This is a genomic window from Candidatus Bathyarchaeota archaeon, from assembly GCA_029882535.1.
Taxonomy (GTDB): Archaea; Thermoproteota; Bathyarchaeia; order Bathyarchaeales; family SOJC01; genus JAOUKM01.
The window spans coordinates 1-6637 of record JAOUKM010000053.1 but is presented as its reverse complement, the minus strand read 5'-3'; the positions used below and the strand labels follow the sequence as shown (position 1 = coordinate 6637).

8 protein-coding genes are annotated in these 6637 nt (G+C 42.7%); 7 read left to right on the top strand and 1 reads right to left on the bottom strand.

Going from position 1 to position 6637, the window contains the following annotated elements:
• Positions 1 to 101 precede the first annotated feature (101 nt).
• The 7 genes from OEX01_09140 (at position 102) to OEX01_09110 (ending at position 5536) form a co-directional block, all read left to right on the top strand.
• On the top strand, positions 102 to 734 hold the full coding sequence (locus tag OEX01_09140) for a DUF4269 domain-containing protein (GenBank protein MDH5449146.1): 633 nt from the start codon (positions 102 to 104) through the stop codon (positions 732 to 734).
• A gap of 208 nt (positions 735 to 942) precedes the next feature.
• Positions 943 to 1182, top strand: a complete 240-nt coding sequence (locus tag OEX01_09135) for a ribonucleoprotein (GenBank protein MDH5449145.1) — start codon at positions 943 to 945, stop codon at positions 1180 to 1182.
• A 237-nt stretch (positions 1183 to 1419) separates the two neighbouring features.
• On the top strand, positions 1420 to 1728 hold the full coding sequence (locus OEX01_09130; protein ID MDH5449144.1) for a translation initiation factor: 309 nt from the start codon (positions 1420 to 1422) through the stop codon (positions 1726 to 1728).
• 18 nt (positions 1729 to 1746) lie between these two features.
• A complete protein-coding gene (locus tag OEX01_09125; GenBank protein ID MDH5449143.1) occupies positions 1747 to 1971 on the top strand; it encodes a hypothetical protein in 225 nt (74 codons plus the stop codon).
• Positions 1972 to 2218: 247 nt separating this feature from the next.
• Positions 2219 to 2566, top strand: coding sequence for a hypothetical protein (locus tag OEX01_09120; GenBank protein ID MDH5449142.1), 348 nt, complete (start codon positions 2219 to 2221; stop codon positions 2564 to 2566).
• Positions 2560 to 4179 (top strand): hypothetical protein, encoded by a 1620-nt coding sequence (locus tag OEX01_09115; protein ID MDH5449141.1) that lies wholly within the window; start codon positions 2560 to 2562, stop codon positions 4177 to 4179. The genes OEX01_09120 and OEX01_09115 overlap by 7 nt, the downstream gene beginning before the upstream one ends.
• A 13-nt stretch (positions 4180 to 4192) precedes the next feature.
• Positions 4193 to 5536, top strand: coding sequence for a radical SAM protein (locus OEX01_09110; GenBank protein ID MDH5449140.1), 1344 nt, complete (start codon positions 4193 to 4195; stop codon positions 5534 to 5536).
• Positions 5537 to 5554: 18 nt separating this feature from the next.
• Here the strand turns inward: OEX01_09110 and OEX01_09105 are convergent, their stop codons facing one another.
• Positions 5555 to 5800 carry a hypothetical protein gene (locus OEX01_09105; GenBank protein MDH5449139.1) on the bottom strand — a complete coding sequence of 82 codons (246 nt, stop codon included), beginning with the start codon at positions 5798 to 5800 and terminating at the stop codon, positions 5555 to 5557.
• Between the last annotated feature and the right edge of the window lie 837 nt (positions 5801 to 6637).

Genomic DNA, 6637 nt, shown 5'->3' with positions numbered 1-6637 from the left:
GAAAGTTGCACCCATGCGCCACGTGGGTATAAGGAAATCTAAGCTCACCTTACAACCTGCTGAGACAGCTGCTGTAGCAGCATAAGCAAACTTTTCATAACATGGGAATTAAAGTGAGCCCTAACTATCGAGCAGGTCAACGGAGACGGGTTACTCAAGAAACTGCGGAATTGCTTTACACGGGACAAGAAAAGGAGTATAAACAGGCTAAGCTATGCGCTGCAAAAACTTTAGGTATTCATGTTCTTCCCAGCAACGCTGAAGTAGCAATAGAACTTGACCGAATCGCAGAAGAAAGAGAAGGAAGAACAAGGCAAGAAAGACTTACCCAAATGAGACACGAAGCCCTACAAATAATGCAAACTCTCAAAAATTTTAATCCGATTCTAGTTGGAAGCGTGTGGCGAGGAACAGCCCACCACAACAGCGACATAGACATCTACACTTACGCACAAAATCCGCAAAAAATTATTTCAATACTCCAGAAAAACAATTACACTATAACGAAGACCAAGGTTCAAGCAGTCACAAAAAAAGGCAAAAAAAGACAATCTTTCCATATTTATGTGAGCTTGCTATCAAACAACCAAGCTGAAATCGTAGTCCGTAGCCCAGAGGATGTTGACCGCCGAGTCAGATGTGAAATCTACGGAGACACAGTTACAGGCTTGACCGTAAAACAACTACAACAAACCCTAAAAGAAAATCCTCAACAAAAATTCATGCCAACATAAGAGCCTTGCGCGAACACATTAATGCGTAGGTAGTAGACGCCCAAAAATCAGCAACTCACCCATATTTGGAGCCTATTAGCTGCCCATTTGGAGCCAAATAAACTCTAGGAAGGACTAAGAGTTATGCACACACTTTCCAACAAAATAAAATCTTCATAAAACTTTTATATGATAGGGTTGTGTCTCCTATTCACTAGGAGTCGTCAACGTGAACAGTTTAGAGCCAAGCAAAAAACCCTTGAACGTCTTAGTAAAACAACTAAACAACCACATCACCATAACACTGAAAAACGGCGTCACATACAAAGGCACAATGACGAAATGCGATGGCCACATGAACATAATTCTAGAAGGGGCCACTGAATGCAAGGGCGATCGACTAATTGCTAACTACGGCAGCGTTCTAGTTAGAGGAAACAACATCCTCTGCATTTCCATAGAAAAATAAATCAAGCTTTTTGGTTCCTTCACCCGAGTTCACCTATTGTTCTTCTTCTCTGCTTTAGAGCATAGAATTTCTTTGGTTTCAAAAGAGAAGATCAAACCTGTGAAATGAGGATTAGGATTTTGAATTCGGAAGAGTGAATTAACAGCCGACATGGTTCCACAGTCCCGCACTAGCCGAGTTCTGTCTTGACATTGAAAATCTTAAATATCGCCAACATTCTTTAGCTACTTGAGCAACATGGCAGAAATTTGTCCAACATGCGGACTCCCAAAAGACATATGTGTATGCGGAGAAATCAGCAAAGAACAACAACGCGTAAAAATACGCCGAGAAAGCCGCAAATGGGGAAAACCCGCAACAATAATCGAGGGCATCAATGACAAAGACCAAAACCTCGGTCAACTCGCACAGAAACTTAAAAACTTCTGTGCATGCGGCGGAACCGCAAAAAACAACCAAATAATTCTTCAAGGAGACCACCGAGACAGAGTCAAAACATTCCTCATACGGCTAGGGTTCCCGGAGCAAAACATAGAACTTCAATAAGCCCAAGGCGAACAAAACTTGGGACGACTACGAACTTTGCGCGAAATACTTAACAGTCTGAAACGCAGAAAACCCGCAAAAAAATATTGTCCAAAATGCGGTAACCCCCACATACATTTATCGAGTAAGTTTGACCTTTGGCTTCTCCCGGAGCAATATACATGCGAAGAATGTGGTTACAAGGGTTCAATAGTGCTGGAAATGGAAGAAGAAAACAGAGTAAACAATCAGCTTAAGAAGTGACAGGTTCTTCGCTAGACAAGTCAATAAGATTCTTTGCAAAATCGACTAAGAGAATACGTGGTGAGCTGGGAAAGATTTGAACATCTTCACAGTAGAGATATCACCCGATAACTCCCATTTTTTATGGACTCTATGAAAGAACAAGCTTGAATTCAAAGATTGTGAAGCATATTCTCTACTTTAGAAGTGAACATTTTGAGCCATGCATACATAAAGTTGAATTATGAGAACTGCGTGGTTTTCTTTTATGGACTCCAAATCTTTGCTTGGCACTATTGTTGTAATTATTCTTTTCTTTTTCGGAACAGTGTTTGCCCTGGCTTCCGCGTATGCTCCTATGAGGTTGGCAGTTGCTGCTATTTTGTTCATAGCAGGGTTTGGAGTAATAGCCATTTTATACATCATTGGTAAGAAACCCTCCGAAATAATTCAAAGAGTTGAATTGTCGGGGGAGATGAAAGCTGTTCCTATCAAGTGCCCCAATTGCGGAGCATCAATTCAGCCCGATAAGATAAAAATCGTAGAGGGTGTGCCATATGCGACTTGCAGCTATTGCGGAAACACGGTTGAGGTGGCTGAGGAACCAAAATGGTAAGGTTGCAACTTCCTATGTTTTGTATTCTAATTCTTGTTTTGTCAATGGGAGTTCTTACTGTGGAAGCTCAAAATCTCGTGTACCATCTGGAGCATGAGTGGGTTAATATCTGGATAAATGAGGATGGAACAATAGACCTTCTCTATGACGTCACAATCGTTTGTGATGAAGGAGTACTGCACTGGATTGAAATCGGCCAACCCAATTATGACTTTAAAATCGGCCAAGCTTTTGACGAGAACAATAATGAATTAGACGCTGTGGATTCGAGCTATCAAGGCGACTACAAGGTGCAAGTTGATGTGGAAGATCTTAACGCTGGGAAAAGCGTTCGGTTTAACCTCACGACCAACGTGGGACACATGATATGGAAAGACACACAGAATCTTGGCAATGTGGGAATGCAATTTACGCCGACGTGGTTTCCTGTGAGAATAGATAATCTTCGCGTCCGAATTGTCACACCTTCCGGAGTCACGGAGAGCAACCTTAAGACGATAACGGGCGCAGAATGGGATAACGCTGATTATGAAGATGGCAACTTCGCCGTTTATTGGGAGAGACACAACCTAGCTCCAAGTCAGAAATATACTTTTGGAGTTTCATTCCCTGAAGAGTTCGTTCAACACTATGAAGTTCAAAAAGACTTCTTGCAAACATATGGCCCATGGATCGCTGTTCTAATAGTTTTGTTCTTAGTAGTTGTGCTCGTAGCAGTTGCCCTTCGAAAGAAACCTTATCTTAAACCTATAATGAGTATGGAAGCTCTTGGTATAAGACGCGGCCTCACAGCCGTAGAAGCCTCTTATCTCTTGGATTTAATGCCAAACATGATAGTGACCGAAATTCTTTATAGTCTTCTAAAAAAGAGGGCGGTTTGGGTCACAGCCACTAAACCTTCAGTGATGTTAAAAGTTATGAAGCCCTTTAAGAGTGAGAAACCAGGCGAGTTAGCTGAAGTACAACTTCGATACTACGAAATTGATTTCTTAAACGCGATAAAAAAAGACGGCACGCTAGATGAAGAATTGTTGGCTGAGACAATCTTATTTTTGCAACGCTCGATTGAAGAGAAACTTCGTGGCTACTGTAGACGCGACACAATCAACTACTATAGAAAGATAGTTGAAAAAGCTTGGAGACAAGTAGAGCAGGCGGGAACATCAGAGCTAGCTTCTAAAGCATATGATGAACAACTCCTATGGCTGCTCCTCGACCCACAACATCGTGCTAAAACCGAAACAACTTTCAAGAATCGAGTCTTTGAACCCGCTCCTTTTTGGTTCTGGTATTGGTATGGCTATCAACAGTATCATCCTCGACCTACGTATAAACCTAACATAGACGCACCAACTGAAGCTAAACCTCCACCAAAGATTCCAGGGGCAGACTTTGCCAACAACATCGCTACAGCAGTCGAAAATACATCTAACAGTATTGTGGCTAATCTTGAAAAATTCGCGAATGCAATAATCCCAGCGGCTCCACCTCCGCGGACATCACATAAACCTGCACACCGCAGCTCGAGCTGCGTATGTGCTTGCGCAGCTTGTGCTTGTGCCTGTGCATGCGTTTCATGTGCTTGCGCCTGTGCCGGTGGGGGCGCAGGGTAGGAGGTCGTAACGTTTGAATTTCCTTCGGAAAGCCTTCAAACAATCCAAGATTCCTATTGGTCGTTATACGTACAGAGGAGTTGGAGATCTTGCCAAGATGGCCTTACAGCTTCGAGTGGAGCCCAGTGGTCAAGGACTATTAGTCATCAACGCCAACACCGTTCTTTATCTAAACGAAACCGCAACAGCTCACGCCTATTTTTTGATGCAAGGAATGTCGGCGGAAGAAGCTGTTAAGAACATCAGGAAAATTTATCGAGTAAAGGCGGAAACTGCTCGTGAAGAACATAAAAAACTAATTTTTTCAATTAGCACCCTTGCCCAAACTGAAGAAGTCTGTCCAGTTTCATATCTTGACGTAAAGCAGGTTGAACCTTTCACGCAACCGCTGTCTGCCCCCTTAAGAATGGATTTGGCATTAACTTTTCAATGTCAAAACAACTGTATCCACTGTTATGCTGGAGGCCCCCATAAAACTTCTGAGCTTACCACCCAACAATGGAGAGAAGTCATCAAAAAGTTGGAGCAGATTGGAGTATTCATTGCCACCTTCACGGGTGGAGAGCCAACTTTACGAGAAGACTTGCCTGAACTGTTGAAATATGCCCAAGAAACAGGTATAGTGACTGGGCTCATCACAAATGGAAGAAGACTACAGGACAAAAAGTACATAGAGTCCTTGGAAAACGCAGGGTTAGACTTCATTCAAATAACCTTAGAATCGCACAAAGCTGTCGTTCACGACAAAATCACTGGCGTAAAAGGAAGTTGGAAAGAAACCGTTGCCGGAATCAAAAACGCGGTGAATACGCAAGTCTATGTTACAACAAACACCACGCTCAACAAACACAATGCAGCCGATTTTCTGGACACTATAGATTTTCTTAAGAAGCTAGGTGTCACAGTTTTTGGTTGCAACAGCCTAATATACTCTGGAAAGGCTGTTGAAGTGAGCGACGAATTTGCCTTATCAATTGAAACGTTGAAAGAGCTTCTTCCCAAGATCAGAGAGAAGGCAGGTCATATTGGAATGAAATTTCTGTGGTATACGCCGACTCAGTACTGTCGCCTCGATCCTGTTAAACTAGGTTTAGGGGTGAAATCCTGCACCGCCGCGTTAGTTAATATGTGCATTGCACCCAATGGCGATGTTTATCCATGTCAAAGCTATTTTGAGAGCTTAGGTAACATTCTCAGAGATGACTGGCAGAAAATTTGGAAGCATCCAGTCGCCTTAGAACTTAGAAGCAGACAATATGCGGAACCAAAATGCAAAGACTGCCCCCAGTTGCATATTTGTGGAGGGGGATGCCCCTTAGAGCCACAGAAAGACAGATACCTTTGCGCTGAAGCCTAATAGCATTAATTTACAAGTTTACACTGTACGAAAAACTCTAATATAACTAAATTGAGGATGTCTCCCGCAAATCCCCATTTTTGTCTTAAGGTTTGCCTGAACTTCCCTGCGAGAACTTGTGGGTAGTATATGTGCGAATAGGCGATGAATGGAAGGCTTGTGGGTAAAGCCTGAATTGTGTGTGAACAAGTCGTATCCTATGATGTTTGCGGTTTTGACTTCGACTGATCTTAGGTATCTATCTAATTCTCTCTTTGTTACCACCCAATTTCTACCTTGTTTGTGTGCACCTAAGGCCCCTTATCCGGCAAGCAGGCTGAGATATTCTTGAGTGTATGGCGTGATTTTGCAAGCTTCGGCAAGAGTGAGTGTTTCAGGTTCCTCTAGTGCATTGAGATACATATCTAACTTTTTCTACGCACCGAGCTATGAAATTCAAGAATGTTGATGAGCTTCCCAAATCCGCTTCCGTGAGTGCCCCTAGATACTTAGGTCGGTCTCGTATCGGTACGATAGCAATGAAGGGGCATCCATTTCTCATTAACGTTGCATTCATTAGTAATCTTGCTGTTCTACCGTTACCTTCCGTGAATGGGTGAACCTGAGTGAAACGATGGTGAAAAACTGCGGAGAGTTCAATTGGCGTATGTTCGTCGGGGTTTTCACTTAGCCATTCTAAAAGCTCACTCGTTTTTGGTCTAACTTCTGAGCTAGTGGTGGCATAAAGCTGGCGCCAGTTATTCTAATCCCTACTGTTCCATACTGTCCTGCGTCTTTAGTGAGGCAAAGCATAATTAGCCTATGAATGCGAAGCACTGCTGCTTTGTAAGCTGTTCAATAAGCTGTTTCTCCTCTTCATTGCCCCAACGAGGCATTCGAAATCGCGCTCTAAATGTACTTGTACCAAATTTTTTTTAGTACAGTACATTTCTTTCAGTTTTCTCTTAATGGGATTTTTTGAACCGTAGATGTTTCCAGCCAAACATGACGGTGAGGAATCGTAAACTTTCGATTCCCTTTGAAGCAGATACTGCGTTGCTAAATGACCACTTTTTTGGGTTTGAAACCTTAAACGTTGAGGAGATAGAAATAATCCTTTGC